The sequence below is a fragment of the Paenibacillus glycanilyticus NBRC 16618 genome (genome assembly GCF_004000805.1).
Classification (GTDB): Bacteria; Bacillota; Bacilli; order Paenibacillales; family Paenibacillaceae; genus Pristimantibacillus; species Pristimantibacillus glycanilyticus.
On record NZ_BILY01000034.1, the window covers coordinates 45,965 to 62,892 of the forward strand.

17 protein-coding genes are annotated in these 16,928 nt (G+C 52.0%); 15 read left to right on the forward strand and 2 right to left on the reverse strand.

The annotated features are described in order from the left end of the window. The first annotated feature begins 128 nt into the window (after nucleotides 1-128). The 5 genes from yycF to PGL01S_RS22995 all read left to right on the forward strand — a co-directional run bounded on the left by yycF (nucleotide 129) and on the right by PGL01S_RS22995 (nucleotide 5,902). The gene (gene yycF, locus PGL01S_RS22975; protein ID WP_116394521.1) at nucleotides 129-896 is read left to right on the forward strand and encodes a response regulator YycF; all 768 of its coding nucleotides are present in this window, start codon (nucleotides 129-131) and stop codon (nucleotides 894-896) included. Then, a complete protein-coding gene (gene walK / locus PGL01S_RS22980; protein ID WP_116394522.1) occupies nucleotides 893-2,740 on the forward strand; it encodes a cell wall metabolism sensor histidine kinase WalK in 1,848 nt (615 codons plus the stop codon). The genes yycF and walK overlap by 4 nt, the downstream gene beginning before the upstream one ends. Beyond that, nucleotides 2,737-4,230, forward strand: coding sequence for a YycH family regulatory protein (locus PGL01S_RS22985; protein WP_127496878.1), 1,494 nt, complete (start codon nucleotides 2,737-2,739; stop codon nucleotides 4,228-4,230). Before walK ends, PGL01S_RS22985 begins: the two co-directional genes overlap by 4 nt. 28 nt (nucleotides 4,231-4,258) lie before the next feature. Further along, a complete protein-coding gene (gene yycI, locus PGL01S_RS22990; RefSeq protein WP_116394524.1) occupies nucleotides 4,259-5,014 on the forward strand; it encodes a two-component system regulatory protein YycI in 756 nt (251 codons plus the stop codon). Between the two features lie 81 nt (nucleotides 5,015-5,095). Next, entirely contained in the window at nucleotides 5,096-5,902 is an 807-nt protein-coding gene (locus tag PGL01S_RS22995; RefSeq protein WP_116394525.1) for an MBL fold metallo-hydrolase, read from the forward strand. Here PGL01S_RS22995 and PGL01S_RS23000 read toward each other — a convergent pair. Continuing rightward, entirely contained in the window at nucleotides 5,871-6,092 is a 222-nt protein-coding gene (locus PGL01S_RS23000) for a hypothetical protein (protein WP_116394526.1), read from the reverse strand. The genes PGL01S_RS22995 and PGL01S_RS23000 overlap by 32 nt on opposite strands. A 153-nt stretch (nucleotides 6,093-6,245) precedes the next feature. Between PGL01S_RS23000 and PGL01S_RS23005 the strand changes: the two genes are divergently transcribed. After that, nucleotides 6,246-7,604 carry a S1C family serine protease gene (locus tag PGL01S_RS23005; RefSeq protein ID WP_127496879.1) on the forward strand — a complete coding sequence of 453 codons (1,359 nt, stop codon included), beginning with the start codon at nucleotides 6,246-6,248 and terminating at the stop codon, nucleotides 7,602-7,604. Between the two features lie 171 nt (nucleotides 7,605-7,775). Then, complete coding sequence (locus PGL01S_RS23010; RefSeq protein WP_244935714.1) at nucleotides 7,776-8,687, forward strand: DUF4097 family beta strand repeat-containing protein; 912 nt, start codon at nucleotides 7,776-7,778, stop codon at nucleotides 8,685-8,687. Between the two features lie 55 nt (nucleotides 8,688-8,742). Here PGL01S_RS23010 and PGL01S_RS23015 read toward each other — a convergent pair whose 3' ends face one another. After that, nucleotides 8,743-9,072, reverse strand: a complete 330-nt coding sequence (locus PGL01S_RS23015; protein ID WP_127496880.1) for a YnfA family protein — start codon at nucleotides 9,070-9,072, stop codon at nucleotides 8,743-8,745. A gap of 158 nt (nucleotides 9,073-9,230) precedes the next feature. Between PGL01S_RS23015 and PGL01S_RS23020 the strand changes: the two genes are divergently transcribed. The 8 genes from PGL01S_RS23020 to PGL01S_RS23055 all read left to right on the forward strand — a co-directional run bounded on the left by PGL01S_RS23020 (nucleotide 9,231) and on the right by PGL01S_RS23055 (nucleotide 16,926). Next, nucleotides 9,231-9,401 carry a CxxH/CxxC protein gene (locus PGL01S_RS23020; protein WP_116394530.1) on the forward strand — a complete coding sequence of 57 codons (171 nt, stop codon included), beginning with the start codon at nucleotides 9,231-9,233 and terminating at the stop codon, nucleotides 9,399-9,401. An 88-nt stretch (nucleotides 9,402-9,489) separates the two neighbouring features. Continuing rightward, nucleotides 9,490-10,191: an ankyrin repeat domain-containing protein gene (locus tag PGL01S_RS23025; protein WP_127496881.1), complete on the forward strand. Its 702-nt coding sequence runs from the start codon at nucleotides 9,490-9,492 to the stop codon at nucleotides 10,189-10,191. An 82-nt stretch (nucleotides 10,192-10,273) separates the two neighbouring features. Continuing rightward, nucleotides 10,274-10,753, forward strand: a complete 480-nt coding sequence (gene rlmH / locus PGL01S_RS23030; protein ID WP_127496882.1) for a 23S rRNA (pseudouridine(1915)-N(3))-methyltransferase RlmH — start codon at nucleotides 10,274-10,276, stop codon at nucleotides 10,751-10,753. 83 nt (nucleotides 10,754-10,836) lie between these two features. Then, entirely contained in the window at nucleotides 10,837-11,787 is a 951-nt protein-coding gene (gene nudK, locus PGL01S_RS23035) for a GDP-mannose pyrophosphatase NudK (protein WP_127496883.1), read from the forward strand. 112 nt (nucleotides 11,788-11,899) lie between these two features. Next, nucleotides 11,900-13,111, forward strand: coding sequence for a MerR family transcriptional regulator (locus PGL01S_RS23040; protein WP_127496884.1), 1,212 nt, complete (start codon nucleotides 11,900-11,902; stop codon nucleotides 13,109-13,111). A gap of 292 nt (nucleotides 13,112-13,403) precedes the next feature. Beyond that, nucleotides 13,404-14,348, forward strand: a complete 945-nt coding sequence (locus tag PGL01S_RS23045) for an ABC transporter permease (RefSeq protein WP_127496885.1) — start codon at nucleotides 13,404-13,406, stop codon at nucleotides 14,346-14,348. Between the two features lie 14 nt (nucleotides 14,349-14,362). Continuing rightward, the gene (locus PGL01S_RS23050; protein ID WP_127496886.1) at nucleotides 14,363-15,292 is read left to right on the forward strand and encodes a carbohydrate ABC transporter permease; all 930 of its coding nucleotides are present in this window, start codon (nucleotides 14,363-14,365) and stop codon (nucleotides 15,290-15,292) included. A gap of 110 nt (nucleotides 15,293-15,402) precedes the next feature. After that, nucleotides 15,403-16,926, forward strand: a complete 1,524-nt coding sequence (locus PGL01S_RS23055) for an ABC transporter substrate-binding protein (protein ID WP_127496887.1) — start codon at nucleotides 15,403-15,405, stop codon at nucleotides 16,924-16,926. The last annotated feature ends 2 nt before the right edge of the window (nucleotides 16,927-16,928 follow it).

The following is a 16,928-nucleotide window of genomic DNA, read 5'->3' on the forward strand; positions in this document are numbered from 1 at the left end:
ACACGTCTCTGAGTACGAATTATGAGTTTTATTGGAAAAGGGCTGAACGAACTTTAATTGGGAACTTGACGACGCACTATGTTAAAATAAAAGAGTAAAAATAGGACGAGCGACAGGCGGGTGTAACGATGCACGGGAAAATTTTAGTGGTCGACGACGAACAGCCCATTGCAGATATATTGAAATTCAACTTGGAGAAAGAAGGGCATCAGGTCATTTGCGCATTTGACGGCGGCGAGGCGGTACGCCTCGCGTTCGAAGAGCAGCCGGACCTGATTCTACTTGATTTGATGCTGCCGGTGAAGGATGGCATGGACGTCTGCCGCGAGGTGCGCACGCGTCTGCATATGCCAATCATCATGCTGACAGCAAAGGATACGGAAATAGATAAGGTGCTGGGCCTTGAGCTTGGCGCCGATGATTACGTAACGAAGCCGTTCAGCACGCGGGAGCTGCTGGCCCGTGTCAAAGCCCATTTGCGCAGGCAGCAGAAAACCTCGGAAGCCGCGGCTTCTTCGACCGACAACGCAAACGCCGGCGACAACGGTCAAGGTGCAGCGGACGAGAAGCAGGGTCTTAAACTGTTTAACCTGTTTATTGATACCGATATGTATGTCGTCTATAAGGACGGCGAGCCGCTTGATCTGACCCACCGCGAATATGAGCTAGTCTATTACATGGCGCGCAACAGCGGCAAAGTAATGACGCGCGAGCATTTGCTGCAGGCGGTCTGGGGCTTTGAGTATTTCGGCGATGTGCGTACCGTGGATGTCACGATCCGCCGTCTTCGCGAGAAGATTGAAGATGATCCAAGCCGTCCGGAATATATTATGACCCGCCGCGGCCTTGGTTACATGATGCGCAATCCGAAGTCCGGAGGGCTCGGCTACGCATGAGCGGGCGGAGGTTTTTTCGCACCATTCAAGTTAAGCTGGTCATTATTTATCTCCTGCTCATCCTTGTCGCGATGCAGCTCATTGGCGTGTACTTTATCAGTACGGTCAAGGCGTCATTGACCGACAACTTCACGACGAATCTGAAGGAGCAGGCCGATATTCTCTCGAAGCTGGCGGCAAAGGAATTGTCCGAAAAGCCGAATAGCGATAGCGAGACCGATACGAGCAGCACGGAGGATTTGAGCCTTGTGGTCCGCAATCTGTTCAGCATAAGCGGGACGGAGGTGCAAGTGCTCGACGGCAGCGGGCGGGTTGTTGCGACCTCCCTGCAGGTGCCGGAATCGTACATCGGGAAGAAAAATACGTCTCTCGCGGTAAGCCGCGCGTTAACGGGCATCTCCGATAACGAAGAAGAGATTATCGACGAAAACGGCATTCGCAAAAAAATTATCGCCCTTCCCGTTACGTACAACGATAACGACAAGGTTGTTGGCGCGGTCTATATGCTGGCGTCCATGGACAGCCTGTACGATACGGTGAACCGGGTGAACCAGATCTTTTTCTCCGGCACGCTTATCGCGCTTGGTCTTACCGGGATTCTGGGCATCCTGCTGGCCCATACGATTACGAGCCCGATTCAGGGACTGACGCGTCAGGCGGCAGCCGTGGCGGACGGAAAGTTTGATCTGCAGGTGCCGGTGCTTGGGGACGATGAAATCGGGCGGCTAAGCTTGGCCTTTAACGACATGACCATTCGGCTGAAGGAGGCGCTCTCGGTCAACGAAGAGGAGAACGAGAAGCTCGCCTCCATTCTGTCGAATATGAGTGACGGAGTAATCGCGGCCGACGAGAACGGCAAAGTGATCGTCTGGAACCGCCGCTCGCAGGAGATGCTTGACGTGCGCACCTGCGAAGGCTGCAGTCTGCCACAGCTGCTTGGCATGCCGGAGCAGAAATACCAAGAGCTGCAGAACGGCCGGGAGCAGACGGTCATATTGCCGCGCGGCGAAGAAGAAGCCGAGATGGATGACGAAGAGGGGGTTCTCCGCGTCACCTTTACGCCGATTCACCGCCGGGACAAAGGGATTACGGGTACGATTGCCGTCCTGCAGGATGTGACGGAGCAGGAAAAGCTCGAGCAGTCGCGGCGCCAATTCGTCGCGAACGTCTCGCATGAGCTGCGCACGCCGCTCACCACGATCAAGAGCTACGCGGAGGCGCTGAATGACGGGGCGCTGGATGAGCGCGAGCTGTCCGAGCGGTTCGTTGGCGTTATCCGCAACGAGACGGAGCGGATGATCCGCCTGGTTACGGACCTTCTGCACTTATCGCGCCTTGATTCCAATCAGGCGCCGCTGCGGCGGCGGAAGACTAACATTCACGAGATGCTGGACGAAGTGACGGATCGTTTTTCCTTCCAGCTTCGCCAGAAGTCGATCCTGGCAACGATTATCGTAGACCGCGATCTCAAATCGGCATGGCTTGACCGCGACCAGATTGACCAGGTTCTCGATAATTTAATATCGAACGCCATCAAATATACGCTTGAGGGCGGAGCAATTGAACTTAGCGCCCATAAGCAGGACGCCGCTACGATTGCGATTAGCGTAAAGGATACGGGTATCGGTATTCCGAAGAAGGATTTATCGCGTATTTTCGACCGTTTTTACCGGGTGGACAAGGCCCGCTCGCGTAACATGGGCGGCACAGGGCTTGGTTTATCCATTGCCCGGGAAATCGTTAAAGCGCATGGCGGCACGATCTCACTTAAGTCCGAGCTGAACGACGGCACGACGGTTACCTTTACGCTGCCGGCGCTGCAAGAGGAAGGTGAGACAGCATGATGGAGAAAGCGAAGACGCTCCTGCTCGTTATGCTTGTCGCCCTCAGCTTGATTCAATCGTACTTCCTCGCGTACAGCATGCCGGGTCTTGGCGCAACGGTGAAGACGGGACAGGATTACATCAATGCCGATCCGCTTGGCAAAAAATCAAATGCGGAAAACGTCATTTTTCCGGAGGAGATTGTCCTCCACTTCGGCGGTAATGAGCATACCGTGCTGTACCCGGGGTCTACGTTCTACAATATGATTCTGAAAGACCGGATTCAGGGCCGCGAGTTCAAGGGCTTCCAGCGCAATCCGGCCAACGTGCTTAATTGGGATGAAGTAAGGAAGAACGATATCGGCGTTGAGCTGCGCTTCCAGAACGGCATTCCGGTAGAGCTCTTGAAGAAGCTGCTTAAGGTGCAGGGGGATTTGCTGTTCCTTGGCGAGACGATCGACCGGATCTGGATCTTCAAGGCGACCGATTCCGAGGAAGTCCGGACATTCTTCTTCAGCGCCGACGGGCAAAAGGTATACGAGTCTACCCAGGCTGACCTTACCGTCCGCGACGTACAGGACTATGTCGGCTTCGGCGAGTATCAGCCGAAGTACCAGATGACGTCGGATGGCATCTATTTGCCGAAGCAGCCGATTCAATCGGTTGAGATGGTCTTCTCTTATGAGGCCTACTCTTCCGAGCTCATGCAGCAGAATCTGTTCTTCGATACGGCCACGACGAAGGCACTCTACGACCGAAGCGGTTCGCAGATTTTCACGGACGGCAAGAGGGGACTGCAGATCGAGCAGAAGGGTAAATGGATGATTTATACCAACCCCGCCGCCTCGCAGAGCGAGGAAAATCCGCTTAGCGAGAATGTTTTTGCTTCAATTGAATTTATTAACGATCATGGCGGATGGGACGGAGTTCACCGTTTCGTTAACCCGGGAATAAATCTAGAGGGCAAGACGGGTAAATACGTAGAGTTCCAGCAGTATGTCGATAACTACCCGGTGATCGAGACCAAAGACTTCGAGTACGGCAGCATGCGGCTTACGCTGCAGCAGGGAGTCGTAACGGAGTACAGCCGTTCTCTCATTACGCTTGCCAGCCGGTCGAAGACGAGGGAAGCCAGATGGCTGCCGGGCGGCGCCCAGCTGCGCAGCGCGCTGGACCATTATGACCGCCGTTCGGAGGTTGTCCGGCTGTTCCCGGCTCTTAAAGCCGAACCGCTTGAAAACAATGAATTAAAGTTTATTCCGATATGGGCGGTCCAGCTCGAGGACGGTGCGCAGGAGGCACTCACCGAGGCGTATCCGGCAGGCTTTGTTCCTCAGGAAATAAAGGACAGCCCGAGCTCCACCCATGATTCGGATGAAGGAACCGGCAAGGATAAAGGCGGAAAGGAAGCTTCGGGACATGAGACCGCAGAGAGGGACGGCAACAGCCTGTTCGGAGGCTCCGATCCGCTGCAAAATTCAATCGAGCCGGGTAAAGAAAGCAAGCAATAAGCCGTAACGAACGGAGGCGGAAGATCAGGTGGATTGGGGCAGGGCCAAAAGCGTGCTTATTATTTCGTTTCTGCTGCTCAATATTTTGCTCGGCTATCAGGTATGGTCGAACGTCGGCGAGCAGCTGAACGCCAACAAGAATACAGCAGAGCTTCCGAGCGAGACCTACGCCTTCATGAAACAGAAGGGGATTGAGCTGACCGCCAATCTGCCGGTCGAAACCCCGAAGCTGCGGGATTTAACGTATATGCTGCGCAGCGGCAACCTAGAAGGTCTGCCGGAGACAAAGCTTGCGACGCCTGTCGACAGCCGGATTATTTTTTCCGAGAAGGATCTCGTCAAGACGCTGGGCAGCCAGATTGTCGACCTGGACAAGTATAAGTTCGATCCGGCAATGACAAGGGACGGCGTCTATGTGCTGTACCGTATGGCGGATAACCGTCCTATGTTTGACGTAAAGCTGGAGCTCTATTACAGCAATCAGAAAATAACCGGCTTCCGCCAAGTGCGGGTAGATCTGACGGGCCCGGGCGAAGCCAAGGAACAGACGGTATTACCGGCTTCGAAGGCCATGGCTCCTTTTATAGAACGGAACCTGCCGGACGGCGCGGTTATTACCGACATCCAGCTTGGCTACCATGGTCAGATGTTTGATACGGAGACGCAGGTGGCGGCGCCTTATTACCGGGTGCTGCTGGAGGACGGGAACGAGTATTATATTCATGCGATTAACGGGGAAGTTGCGCAGGTGAAGGAAGAAGTACCGCTGGACCGCGTCCGGTAGCTTGATGGGCGATGCGTTGCGGCGGATGGATAGAATGGTTTTAGTGTTCATGGGAGCAGGGGAAAGGATAGAAGTAAAGCGATGGGACTTACGTTTACAGTACTGGGAAGCGGATCTACGGGCAATGCAACGATAGTAAGCAACGGGGATAAAATGGTGCTGGTGGATGCCGGCCTCAGCATGAAAAAAATAGAGGAGCTTATGCGCGAGCAAGGTGTGTCCGGCCATCAGCTGTCCGCGTTGTTCGTTACGCATGAGCATTCCGACCATATTAAAGGACTGGGCGCATTCGCCCGCAAATACGAGCTGCCGATCTTTGCGAATGAAGGAACCTGGGGCGGAATGGAGCGTCATGTCGGCACCATTGAGCCGGAGAAGCGGGTCATTATGGAGACGGGCGAGTCGCTCAGGTTCGGCACGATGGAGGTCTGCTCCTACCCGATCTCGCATGACGCGGCGGAGCCGGTCGGCTATACGTTTGTCGATAACGGGGAAAAGCTGAGTCTTGCGACCGACCTTGGTTATATGAGCGACAAAGTGAAGCAGGCGATTATCGATTCGGACGTGCTTGTGCTTGAATCCAATCACGATACGGAGATGCTTCGCATGGGCCGTTACCCGTGGAACATTAAGCGCCGCATTCTAAGCGATGTCGGGCACTTATCGAATGTTGCCGCCGGGGAGGCATTATGCGAGCTGCTGACGGACCGGACGAAGCGGGTGTATCTGGCCCATCTCAGTCTGGACCATAATCTGATGGATCTGGCTATGCTGACGGTTCGGAACGTTATGGAGGATAACGGAATCTTCTTCAAGCAGAACGAGAATCCGCTGCGCCCGACGTATCATGACCGGCCTACGGCATGGGATGAAGTGAGGCGGAAATAAAGGACTCCAGCTGGTTGTCCAGGCTGTCCGCTTTAGCGGTCAGCTCTTCGCGGGTGATCAGACCCTTGTCCACAAGCAGCTCAAGCATAGCGCTTAGGGTAAGGACGGTACGGTAATGATCATCCTTCAGATCGGCCAGTTTAGCTGCAATCTCTACTTGCTCCCATGGGGAGAATGGTTTTGTTTTCATAGATACGGTTCGCTCCTTTTTCGTTATGATGGAGGAGTGCGCAAGTGAATCTATTATTATTGTAGTCTAATCTTCCGAAAACATTCTTAGATTGTAAAAATAGTTTTTGTACATTTTCAAAGGCAAGCATAAGCATCGAAAGGAGCGGTAACGATGGGAATATTTGATGACGATTTCTACTCGACCAAAGTATCAAGACGTGCTCGTTCCACTTCTTCGAAGGATGAATTTGCCTTCTCCAATAAAAAGGGAATGCGTAACTGGTCGAATGTCCGAATCGCATTTGTTGCTTCTTTCACCAGCGCGGTGGCAGCGGTATTGTTGTTTGTGCTTGTCTTTGGCGGCGGGGGCATCGGTCCGGGCTCGCATGCGGCAAGTGTATCAGCATCCGGAAGCGCCTCGCTGGAGCAACGAACGATTCAAGCTTCGGCTAAGGTGCGGCCGGCGGTAGTCAGCGTTATTAATGAACAGACGGTTCCTTATGGGCTTGCTCCCGGTGACGGCACCCAGGAACAAGCAGGCAGCGGAGAGGAAGGACAGATTCAGGGTTCGAAGCAGGAGGTAGGCGTTGGCTCCGGCGTTATCTTCAAGCTGAAGGACGGCAAGGCCTACATTATTACGAATCATCATGTCATTGCAGGCGCCGAGTCGGTGAAGGTTATGCTCGTGAACGGCGAGAAGCGTGAAGCGAAGATCGTTGGCAGCGACCAGATTACGGATCTGGCGGTGCTCGAGATGGACGGCAAAGACATTAAGACGGCAGCGGAGATCGGCAATTCGTCGAAGCTGCAGCCAGCTGAATTCGTTCTTGCGATTGGCAATCCGCTTGGACTTGGCGATTCGCTGTCGATGGGGATTGTAAGCAAGACGCACCGGGTCGTGCCGGTATCCTTGAACGAGGATGGGGTGTACGACTGGCAGCAGGAAGTCATTCAGGTTAACGTCTCGATTAACGAAGGCAACAGCGGCGGACCCCTGATTGATATGGACGGCAAGGTTGTTGGCATTAACAGCATGAAGATTGCCGAGGTAGGCGTTGAGGGATTAGGCTTTGCGATTCCGATTGATAACGCGATGCCTATTATCGACAGCTTAATGGAGAAGGGTTATGTATCTCGCCCTTATCTTGGCGTCTACACGGTAGACCTGGAGCAGTATTTCGCGCAAAAGCAGCAGGAGGAGCAGGCGGCTGGCAGCGACGGAAAGACTGACCAGGGTGCCGGCGCAGCTTCGGGAAGCGAGGAATCCGATCTGCCCGAGCTGAATCTCCCAGATGAAGTGTTCAATGGGGTTATCGTGCTTGAAGCGGTAGGACCGGCGAAGGACGCGGGCATGAAGCTGAACGATGTGATCGTGAAGCTGGACGAGAAAAGCATTAGCAGCACCTTGGAGCTGCGCCAATACTTGTACCAGACGAAGCATATCGGCGATGAGATCAAAGTGACCTTCTACCGTGACGGCAAGCTGAAGACGGCATCGTTCAAGCTGGCGGAGAAAACGAAGGATGAATAAGCGTAAGGAAGCTGTGCTGACGGGAAACGGTTGGCACGGCTTTTTTTGTGCGTTGCGCCATTCCCCGACTAAAGTCTAACCCTCGAGCCATCCTCTGGAAGGTTTCTGGCAAATCTCCGCTGGCGTAAACTATATTCAAGAAGCAAGAGCAGAGAGGGAGAGAAATCAACTATGAATAGACGATGGGTTAGAAATACGATAGGAGTGGTCCTTGTGGCGATCGGAATAATGGCGTTGTTGCAATATCAATTCGGCGGAGTGAAGAGCAAGGAATATGCCCATACTTTGCAGCTCGAGGATAAAATGCAGGAGCTTAGCCTTACATCCGACAGCCTTGGACTGGAAGTGGATTTTGTTCCAAGCACGGACGGAAGCAACTCGATTCATGTCGAAGGCAAAGCAAAGTCGGAGGTTATCGATCAGATCAAGAACGCAAGAGTCGAGAACGGAAAGCTTGATCTTCGGTTGAAGGAGAAGTGGCATTTCGGATTGTTCGATTTCTCCGGCTGGAACGATAAGCAGGTCATAACCGTGTCGCTGACCGAAGAAGCCATGTCGTCTCTTGAATCGTTGAAGGTAAAGAGCGATTCGGGTTCCGTGAGAGTAGATGGCGCAAAAGCGGCTGACAGCCAGGTGGAGACCGATTCGGGAAGCATCCGGCTTGGCAGCTTCGAGGGCGGCACGTTGTCGCTGAAGTCCGATTCCGGAAGCATTAAACTAGAGAGCTTTAAAGGCAGCAGCTTGTCGATCAAGTCCGATTCGGGAAGCATTCATGCGGGGACTGTTGGAGCAGAGCTGAAGGCTTCGTCCGACTCCGGCAGCATTACGATCGATCATCTGAACGGAAAGGCTGTTGTACGTTCCGATTCCGGCAGTATCCGCATGGTGAAGGACGATACAACCGGCGTAGACGTGAAGAGCGACTCCGGCAGCGTAAGAATCGAGATCCCTTCTTCGTACGGCGGAATGTATGATCTGGATTCCGATTCGGGATCCATTCATAAACCGGATCAACAAGGAACATCGGGAGAAGTTATCAAGGTTCGCACGGACAGCGGCAGTATTCGAATTAGCCAACCGTAACATAAGAAGCCGCACGGGCAAAGTGGATGCCCGTGCGGCTTTGGTATTTTGCGTGTTAGCTGCCGCGTGGAGCGTAGAGCATGATGGCAACGCCGATGATGCAGACGGCGGCACCGATCCAGTCGTACAGATCGGGAGCTTTTTTATCGATGAGCCATCCCCAAAGAACGGCCAGAATGATAAAGACTCCTCCATAAGCAGCATAGACGCGGCCAAAAGAGGGGAAATTCTGTAGGGTGGGAATAACGCCGTACGCAATCAGGATTATGCCGCCTACGATGCCGTACCAGAGCGGCTTTGCTTCGCGAAGCCATAACCAGACCAGATAACCGCCGCCAATCTCGGCCAGGCCGGCAATTACGAACAGGGCAATAGCAATAAACACGGGATATTCTCCTTCTTCGCATAGACTTGTAATCATTATAGCGTGATGGCCGGGGGAAGGAAATGAAAGGGAGAATTGGCCGGATTACTTCACATCGGCAGGCTTGTTTGCTATGCTAGCTGTATAATAAACAACTTTGAAGAGGAAGCGAAATTCGAATGTATTGTGTGTGCAAGCAGCATGTAGAGCTGGCAATTGATAAATTTGTTGACGAATACGAGGATGCGCCGGATATTGTCGATTTGAAGGAAACGGAATTTGCGGATTGGGATCCGCCTCGCAGCTGCGATCTTTGCAGTGAGGCAGCCGCCGAGTTTTTGGTGGTATAGGAAGAGAAATTCGTTTGAGGCGCTTGCCGCATAGGTGCGGGGGCGCTTTTTTCATAAGGCTGGGATGGCCGTGCAAGGGGGATACCCTATGAAGAAATGGATGCTTGCATGCCTCCTGTTGCTTCAAGGATGCGATAACGGTGCCGGAGGCGACCGTCATATTCAAGAAGAGGAGAGTGTACGCTTAATGGGAACGATTGATGAACAGCTGCTTCAAGCCTCGGAGGATGGAGAAGCCGATAAAGTCCGCCAACTGATTCAAGACGGCGCAAACCTGGATGTTCAGGATGCGAAGGGACGCACCCCTCTTATGATCGCGACCTACAATAAGGATTACGCGGTGGCAGAGGTGCTGACTGAAGCGGGAGCGGATGTGAATTTACGGGATGAGATGCTGAATTCTCCATTCTTGTATGCCGGGGCAGAAGGGTATTTGGACATTCTGAGGCTTACGATTGATGCCGGAGCGGATACGAAGATAACGAACCGTTACGGAGGCATTGCCATTATCCCGGCCTCGGAACATGGTTATGTCGAGGTTGTTCGGGAGCTGCTAGAGCGAACGGATACGAATGTGAATCATGTCAATAATCTCGGTTGGACAGCATTGCTCGAAGCCATTATTCTCAATAACGGTAATGAGCGGCAGGTAGAGACGGTAAAGCTGCTGATCGAGCATGGGGCGGACGTCAATCTGGCCGACAACGATGGCGTTACGCCGCTGCAGCATGCCCGCAAGAGAGGGTTTAAAAAAATCGAGCAGCTGCTGGTTAATGCCGGAGCGAAGTAGCGCAAAGAGTTCCACGTGGAACGTAAGAGCAGCTTAAATGGAGACCATTGGGGTCGTTATTATACATAAAGGATGAACATTCATGCATATACAGATTGCTTCGGTTGGCAAGCTTAAGGAAAAATATTTGGTGCAAGGCATCGCGGAGTATGCCAAGCGGCTCGGGCCGTACGTGAAGCTAACGCTCACGGAAGTGCCTGACGAGAAGGCGCCGGAGACAATGAGTCCGGCGGAGGAAGCGCAAGTACGCGAGCGGGAAGGGGAACGGCTTCTGGCGCAGCTGAAGCCGGACGCCCATGTTGTCGCGCTCGCGATTGGGGGCGAGCTCTGGTCCAGCGAGGATCTCGCGGACCAGCTCGATAAGCTGGCCACGTATGGGCGAAGCCACGTGGCGTTTGTCATTGGCGGGAGCACGGGGCTTGCTCCCGCGGTGCTGCAGCGCGCCCAGCAGAAGCTCAGCTTCGGGCGCATGACGCTGCCGCACCAGCTGATGCGGCTGGTGCTGATCGAGCAGATCTACCGCGCGGTGAAGATTAACCGCGGTGAACCGTATCATAAGTGAAGGTAAGTTTTGATTAAAAAAAGGACTTGAAGGTGACGTTACGTAACCCGATATAATGAGATTCATCGGGAGGGAGGAATACGATGAATCCAAAGATCCGAATCGTAAACGAAGAAATTTTGTCTGATAACTGGTATGTGCTTAAGAAAATTACTTACATGAGCGAAGCAAGGGATGGTTCCTGGAATAGTCAGTCCAGGGAATCATACGACCGTGGAAACGGTGCAACGATCTTGCTCTATAATCGGGATAAGCAGACGGTTATTTTGACGCGGCAGTTCCGGATCCCGACTTACGTGAACGGAAACGAGACGGGGTTATTAATCGAAGCTTGCGCAGGTTTGTTAGATAAGGAAAGCGCGGAAGACAGCATTCGCCGGGAGACCGAAGAGGAGACCGGTTACAGGGTAGCTAACGTGCAAAAAATCGGCGAAGCCTACATGTCGCCAGGGTCCGTAACGGAAATTTTGCATTTTTTCGTCGCGGAATATTCGCCAGTCATGAAAATTGGAGAGGGCGGAGGAGTCAAGGAGGAGCAGGAAAACATTGAAGTGCTGGAATATCCTTTCCAGCAGGCGCTCGATATGATAAAAACAGGAGAGATCAAAGACGGAAAAACGATTATGCTGCTGCAATACGCTCAAATTAATCGGCTGCTTGACCCTGTTTTAAGACAGCAGCATATCCTTATTGCAGGCCCTTATCGTTCGGGAACGGGAGACGATCCGGATTTGATTCGCCGCAACATCGAATTGATGAACGATATCGCGCTACAGGTATATGAGGCGGGCCATTTGCCTGTGCTTGGCGAGTGGTATGCACTTCCATTAATCGAGAAGGCAGGTTCACGGCAGATCGGAGACGATATTTTTAATCGCATATTTCATCCATCCTCCGTTCGGCTCTTGAAACATTGCGATGCGGTTCTTCGAATCGGAGGTCCCTCCCAAGGCGCCGATGAGATGGTGAGCGTCGCACAAGGATTGGGGAAAATCATTTATAGTGATCTAAGAGATATTCCTCGAATCGCGTAGGAGAGGTTATAGCAGGATAAAAGAGGAGTTCATCCCAGGGGGGGGAGGTACTCCTTTTTTGATGTCATTTGTATAATCAAGATAACAATCGTTACAATGGAGGATCTTGTAGATGCCAGCGCGTGAAGATAAAGAATATTGGACGACTGGACAGATTGCGAAACGGACGGGATTGACTATCCGAACCCTGCGGTATTATGACCAGATCGGGTTGCTGAAGCCATCGTATGTTAACCATGCTTCTGTCCGAATGTACGGTAAAGAGGACTTAGTTCGGTTGCAAAAAATTCATGTGCTCAAATATATCGGTCTGAGTCTTGCCGAAATAAAGCATATCATTCATGAGGGCTCATTTCTCGAGCAGGATTCAAGAAGCTCGCTTATGTTGCAAAAGGAAGTGATCCAAAAAAAAGTTGCCCACATGCAATATGTATCCAAAGCAATCGATGAGACACTTGATGTGCTGGGGAAACACCAAGCGAAAACGGAATGGGATAGCTTGTTCGAAATCATTCAGACGATTCATACCGAGAAAGATTGGGGAGAGCAATACCGAAACGCCCTCCGGTTACAGGCTAGAATCCAGTTGTACGATACCTTCAGCGCCAATAAAATGGGATGGCACCGATGGTTCTTCGATCAGCTCGGCTCGGAACCAAATCTAAAAATATTGGAACTCGGCTGCGGAGATGCCGCCTTGTGGAGCCGAAATAGGGATAGGATACCGCCATCCTGGAGCATCATGCTTACCGATATATCCCCGGGCATGTTGGAGGCCGCTCGCGCCAATGTAAGAGACATCAGCGGCAATTTTGCCTTTCTTGTCGCCGATGCGCAATCCATTCCGTTCCACGATGGCGAGTTCGATGTGGTTATTGCGAATCACATGCTTTATCATGTGTTGGATATCGAGCAAGCGCTGTCCGAATGCCATAGGGTTCTTAAGAAGGACGGCATGCTCTATACCTCTACCATGAGCAAAGCCCATCTTCAAGAAATGGAGCAGCTCGCGAGGGCATTCGACCCGGACCTTCGAGTGCTGGATGATGTTATGGAGAGATTCCATTTGGAAACGGGAAAGGAGATTTTGTCGTCCCACTTCCCGGTCATTGATTTGCTGCGGTATGAAGATTACATGGAGGTAGATGAGGCGGAGCCTCTCATTGATTACATGACTTCAACGCCTATGAACGCAAGAGATTATCTGAAGGGCGATAATTTAAAAGCCTTCAGAGCATATCTGAATGAGAAAATTTTAGAGGGGAACGGAAGTATCCATATTACAATGGAATCCGGGTTTTTTCGATCCAGAAAGAAATGTTAGCAAAGGAAAGTATGACTTAAAAAGGGGCTTTCTCTATTTCAGAGAAAGCCCCTTTTGCTATGTTGCCATTAGAAGGCTACTCCTAAAAAATGCTCCCAGGTTTCTTCGCTGAAGGCGAAAATCTAACGTTTGTTGACTGTAGTCTCATGTTTTTAGTCTGGAACTGAGCAGGCGGTTTTCTATAAAATGACATCAAATAGTTGGATCAGCACTGTTTAATGAATGCGCTTACCAAGGGCTTGAGCTAAAGCGTGTACATGCTGAATGCAAACAAACGTAAGGAGTGGCGAACATGGACATGAAGAGCGGGCGAAAAAGCTTGCGAACACGCTGGCGCACACAGGATACGGAACTGACGTTTCTGGCCTTACCAACAACGATCTGGTATATCTTGTTTTGTTTCTTGCCAATGTTCGGCCTTATTATTGCCTTCAAAGATTTCAAGATTCACGGCGGTTTCCTGAGCAACATCATCAACAGCGATTGGACCGGCTTTAAAAATTTCGAGTTCCTGTTCAAGTCGAACGATGCCTGGGTCGTAATCCGCAATACGCTGGGCTACAATCTGATTTTCATCGTGCTGAGCATTGCGGTACCCGTCACGTTGGCCTTGATGATCGGTCAACTGCATAGCGGCAAGGCCGGGAAAATCTATCAGACGTTGATGTTCTTGCCGTATTTCCTTTCTTGGGTCGTGGTTTCCGCTATTGTATGGGCGTTTCTAAGCTTCGATAAAGGGATCGCCAATCAATTCCTGGCCGTCCTCGGCAACGACCCGGTGAACTGGTATATGGAGCCGAAGTATTGGCCGTACTTCCTGGTATTCATGAACGTATGGAAGGGTCTAGGCTACGGCATGGTAGTCTACTTGGCGACCATTGCCGGCATCGACAGCACGTATTACGAGGCTGCCGTCATCGACGGAGCGTCCAAATGGCAGCAAGCGCGCTACCTTACGCTTCCGCTTATGAAGCTGGTTATCGTGATGATGTTCATCTTGGCCGTAGGCCGCATCTTCTACACCGACTTCGGTTTGTTCTTCCAAGTGCCGCGGGATTCCAATTCATTGTTCAATGTAGCGACTACAATTGACGTTCTTGTGTATAAGCAACTCAAGTCCGCAACGCTCGGCATGGCATCGGCTTCTGCATTCTTGCAATCCGTAATGGGCTGCGTGACCATTCTGATTGCCAACTGGGTTGTTCGTCTCGTAGACCGAGAGAGCGCAATGATGTAAAGGGGGAAGCGGGAATGTCAGCAAGAGCGAAATTCGACACGGGTCTGGACAAGTTCAACCGGATCCGAACCGGCACGAACGTTGTTTTCCATCTGATTTTTATCGTATTGGCGCTGCTTTGCCTTATACCTGTCCTTGTGGTGTTGTCCATATCGCTGACCAGCGAAGATTCTATTCGCAGCAGCGGGTATCATCTTTTCCCGACGGCATTCTCCGGCGATGCTTATCGCTATATCGCGCAGCAAGGGACGATGATCACGAAGGCGCTTGGCATCTCCGTGCTCGTTACCGCCCTCGGTACCGTAATTGGCGTGATGCTTACAACGTCTATGGGGTACGTCCTTTCCCGGCCGAATTACAAGCTGAAGGGGCTTCTGACCTGGATCGTATTCATTCCGATGGTATTTAACGGAGGTTTGGTGTCCAGCTACTATATCAATTCCAATATGCTGGGCCTGAAGGATACGGTGTGGGCGCTTATTCTGCCGCTGGCTGTCTCCTCCTTCAACGTGATCATTTGCAAAACCTTCTTCCGAAGCACGATTCCAGACGCGCTGATCGAATCCGCCGAAATCGACGGCTCGAGCCAATTGCGCATTTACTTCTCGATCGTGTTGCCGATCTCGCTGCCGGTTCTGGCGACCATTGGATTGTTCCTCTGCTTCGCCTATTGGAACGACTGGTTCCAATCCATGCTGTACATTGATAACCAGAACTTGTACTCGCTGCAGGCGCTCTTGAACAGCTTGATGACCAACGTGGACGCCCTGGCGAAAAATGCTTCCAGCATGGGCATCAGTTATGCGGAGCTTGTCGCAACCATGCCGAAGGAATCCGCGCGGATGGCCGTTGCCATCGTCATCGTGGTTCCCGTTGCCGTTGCTTACCCGTTCTTCCAGAAATACTTTATTTCCGGTCTGACGGTAGGCGCCGTGAAAGGTTAATTCTGAAAGGTTAACTCGAAATAAACTCGGATTCGTCCGGTTTATGATATCCACCGCGCAAATGCAGACGGTGGGAATGAAGAGGGCTATATTAAAGGGAGGAAATGTACATGAAAAGGACGAAGAAAAAATGGCTTGCTATCAGCGCCGTAGCGCTTTTGACAACCGCTCTTGCAGGCTGCGGCAACTCGAATTCCAATTCCAATTCGGATTCAAGCACCAACAAGCCTTCGAACACCAATCAGGCGGCAAGCGCGCAGACGGAAACGAGCAAGCCTGCTGATTCGGGCGATGTGCCTACGCTGGTATGGTGGACGATCGGCGGACAGACTCCCGCCAACTTCGATAAAGCGATTGCCGCGATGAACGATTACACGGCCGAGAAGATCGGCGTGAAAATCGACATTAAGGTAGCAAGCTGGGGCGACTGGGATACGAAGATCAATACGATCGTAAATACCGGCGAACCGTTCGACATCATGTTTACGAATAACTCCAAGTATAGCCAGCAAGTGACGATGGGCGCGTTCGCCGACCTGACCGACCTGGTGCAAAGCGATACGCCGGATCTCTACAAGCTGATTCCTCAGAAGGTGTGGGATGGAACAAAAATCGGAGGGAAAATCTACTCCGTGCCGACGTACAAAGACTCGTCTTTGACCCAATATTGGGTGTTCGACGACAAATACGTGCAGAAATACGGCATCGACACGGCTAGCATCAAGACGTTGAAGGACCTCGACAAACCGTTCCACGATATGAAGGCTGGCGAAGGCAAAAGCTTCTACCCGCTGTCGCTTACCCAAGGTGACGGGTTTAACGGATTTTTCAACGGCTACGACGATATGACGCTTGGCCTGCCGCCGATCGGCGTGAAAGTCGATGATGCTTCCCGCAAGGTTGTCTCCGTACTGGAGCAGCCGGACATCATGGAGGGACTCAAGCAGCTGCACCAATGGTACCAAGACGGTATTATCAATCCGGACGCACCAACGAAAACGGAGGCAGACAAAGCCCGTCCTTTCTTCGCGGCGCAGGCCTTCCCGGGTGCGGAAGCGAGCTGGCAGATCACGGAGGGTGTCGAGAAGTACGACATGTTTCAGATCTTTGGCCCGATTTATACGACAAGTACGATTCAAGGCTCTCTGAACGCGATCTCGGCCAACTCGAAATATAAGAAAGAAGCGTTGAAATATTTGCAGCTGGTTAATACGGATCCGAAGCTGCGCAATATGCTGGCCTTCGGCGAGCTGGGCGTCGATTACGACAACGTGGATGGCGAGAAAGTGATTGAGCGCAAGTCCGATACATGGCCGCTTGCCGCTTATACGCAAGGGACGTTCTTCGACCTGGCCGTAACGAAAGGCGCTCCGGTAGATCAGTGGGATCAAGTCCGCAAGCTGAACGATCAGGCGACTTCCTCCACGAACTTGGGCTTTGCGCTGGACATCAGCAAGCTGAGCACCGAAGTGGCCAATACGAAAGCGGTATGGGACAAATACCGGTATGAGCTGCTGACAGGCGCTTCCGATCCGGAGAAAATGGTACCGAAGATTGTGTCGGAACTAAAGGCCGCTGGCATGGATGCGATTATGAAGGCCGCCCAAGAGCAAGTCGATTCGTATTTCAAATAAGT

Excerpts from the sequence above, each read along its gene's own strand:
- yycF (WP_116394521.1), top strand. The coding sequence starts at position 129 with ATGCACGGGAAAATTTTAGTGGTCGACGACGAACAGCCCATTGCAGAT.
- walK (WP_116394522.1), top strand. The coding sequence starts at position 893 with ATGAGCGGGCGGAGGTTTTTTCGCACCATTCAAGTTAAGCTGGTCATT.
- PGL01S_RS22985 (WP_127496878.1), top strand. The coding sequence starts at position 2,737 with ATGATGGAGAAAGCGAAGACGCTCCTGCTCGTTATGCTTGTCGCCCTC.
- PGL01S_RS22995 (WP_116394525.1), top strand. The coding sequence starts at position 5,096 with ATGGGACTTACGTTTACAGTACTGGGAAGCGGATCTACGGGCAATGCA.
- PGL01S_RS23000 (WP_116394526.1), bottom strand. The coding sequence starts at position 6,092 with ATGAAAACAAAACCATTCTCCCCATGGGAGCAAGTAGAGATTGCAGCT.
- PGL01S_RS23005 (WP_127496879.1), top strand. The coding sequence starts at position 6,246 with ATGGGAATATTTGATGACGATTTCTACTCGACCAAAGTATCAAGACGT.
- PGL01S_RS23010 (WP_244935714.1), top strand. The coding sequence starts at position 7,776 with ATGAATAGACGATGGGTTAGAAATACGATAGGAGTGGTCCTTGTGGCG.
- PGL01S_RS23020 (WP_116394530.1), top strand. The coding sequence starts at position 9,231 with ATGTATTGTGTGTGCAAGCAGCATGTAGAGCTGGCAATTGATAAATTT.
- PGL01S_RS23025 (WP_127496881.1), top strand. The coding sequence starts at position 9,490 with ATGAAGAAATGGATGCTTGCATGCCTCCTGTTGCTTCAAGGATGCGAT.
- rlmH (WP_127496882.1), top strand. The coding sequence starts at position 10,274 with ATGCATATACAGATTGCTTCGGTTGGCAAGCTTAAGGAAAAATATTTG.
- nudK (WP_127496883.1), top strand. The coding sequence starts at position 10,837 with ATGAATCCAAAGATCCGAATCGTAAACGAAGAAATTTTGTCTGATAAC.
- PGL01S_RS23040 (WP_127496884.1), top strand. The coding sequence starts at position 11,900 with ATGCCAGCGCGTGAAGATAAAGAATATTGGACGACTGGACAGATTGCG.
- PGL01S_RS23045 (WP_127496885.1), top strand. The coding sequence starts at position 13,404 with ATGGACATGAAGAGCGGGCGAAAAAGCTTGCGAACACGCTGGCGCACA.
- PGL01S_RS23050 (WP_127496886.1), top strand. The coding sequence starts at position 14,363 with ATGTCAGCAAGAGCGAAATTCGACACGGGTCTGGACAAGTTCAACCGG.
- PGL01S_RS23055 (WP_127496887.1), top strand. The coding sequence starts at position 15,403 with ATGAAAAGGACGAAGAAAAAATGGCTTGCTATCAGCGCCGTAGCGCTT.